The organism is Stenotrophomonas maltophilia group sp. RNC7 (assembly GCF_030910085.1).
Classification (GTDB): Bacteria; Pseudomonadota; Gammaproteobacteria; order Xanthomonadales; family Xanthomonadaceae; genus Stenotrophomonas; species Stenotrophomonas sepilia.
Genome location: NZ_JAVFVN010000885.1, coordinates 1 through 1,264 on the forward strand (window position 1 = coordinate 1; position 1,264 = coordinate 1,264).

Sequence of the window (1,264 nt, forward strand, 5' to 3'; positions counted from 1 at the left end):
CATAGATAAGGATGGCGCTTTCGGTCGCCAGCGCCACGTCACCGCGAATGGGTATCTACCGCGTTTCCAGAAGGCTATGAAACAGTTGGCGCAGTACGTTGCGGTGTTCAAAACCGATGCCAGGGCGGTCAGACATACTGATGCGTCCATCTGCCACAACAGTGTCGTCCGCAAGCCCACAAAGCGGCTGAAAACTGCTGAGGTTCACCTCCGCGCCTCCAAGGCCTAGCGCTGCCACTACGTGCTGACAAAATTGATGGCCACCATGTGGCCAGAATGCCTTTTTCGACCATCCGTGTTTGACGTAAAGGTCAACGATTTTGAGGTAGACAGGCAGCCCGTAACAGTGAACTGGATCAAATACCAAAATGTCGTGATCGGGTCTTAAACCACCGTGGCGCGCCAACAGCCTAGCCTCAGATAGAGAAAATAATGCTTCGCCGGCAGCAAGCGGCGGCGCGTAAATTTCGGCAACGTCAGATTGAGTATCGAAATCCAACGGATCACAGATATCTTCGAACCACCACAGTTCCTTTGCCGAGAGCGCGGTAGCAGCCTGTATTGCACTTTCATGGCTGTAGGCGTTCATCGCGTCCGCAGCCAAACAGGAATAGCCATATGGCAATTCTTTTGCAGCTACATCGATCCGCCGTAAATCTTCCGATATTTCACCTTTACCGATCTTGATTTTCGCATGCGTGAAGCCCCGGTCAACAATCAGTCGAATTTCGGCGCGCAACGCAGAAAGGTCGTCGATGGGATAGGGATATCCGCCCGCAGCGTAACAGTTAATTTGAGACCTTGGCTCGGAATTAACGCCCAAGCTTTGGGCGAGAAAGCTGAATAGTGGGACGTCTTCGATTTTTGCCGCGGCATCCCAGATTGCCATGTCTAAGGCTCCGACCGCAACGCATCGTTCGCCATGGCCGCCGGCCTTTTCGTCAGACATCATTAGCTTCCAAGCGCGAAACGGATCGATATTATCGTTTGAAGAATTGGATAATTGATCAGTATCGGCTGCAAGCAGGCGAGGAGCAAACCGTTCTCTGATCAATCCTGACTGGGCGAAGCGACCCACAGAACCGAAGCCATATCCGACAATAGGGATCCCGTTACGCAAAACATCAGTCACGACACCGACAATACTCGTCGTTAGCCGCGACTGATGAATGCTACAATCCGCAAAACGGCTGAGATCAATCGACCTTTCTCTGATATCAACAATTCGCATTGCAAAACCCTGAATTGATCAGCCTGACAACAT

General features: G+C 51.7%; 1 protein-coding gene. It reads right to left on the reverse strand.

The genetic code is table 11. The features are described 5' to 3' along the window. Window positions 1–55: 55 nt before the first annotated feature. Window positions 56–1,231, reverse strand: a complete 1,176-nt coding sequence (locus RCF13_RS21790) for an enolase C-terminal domain-like protein (protein WP_308141549.1) — start codon at window positions 1,229–1,231, stop codon at window positions 56–58. Between the last annotated feature and the right edge of the window lie 33 nt (window positions 1,232–1,264).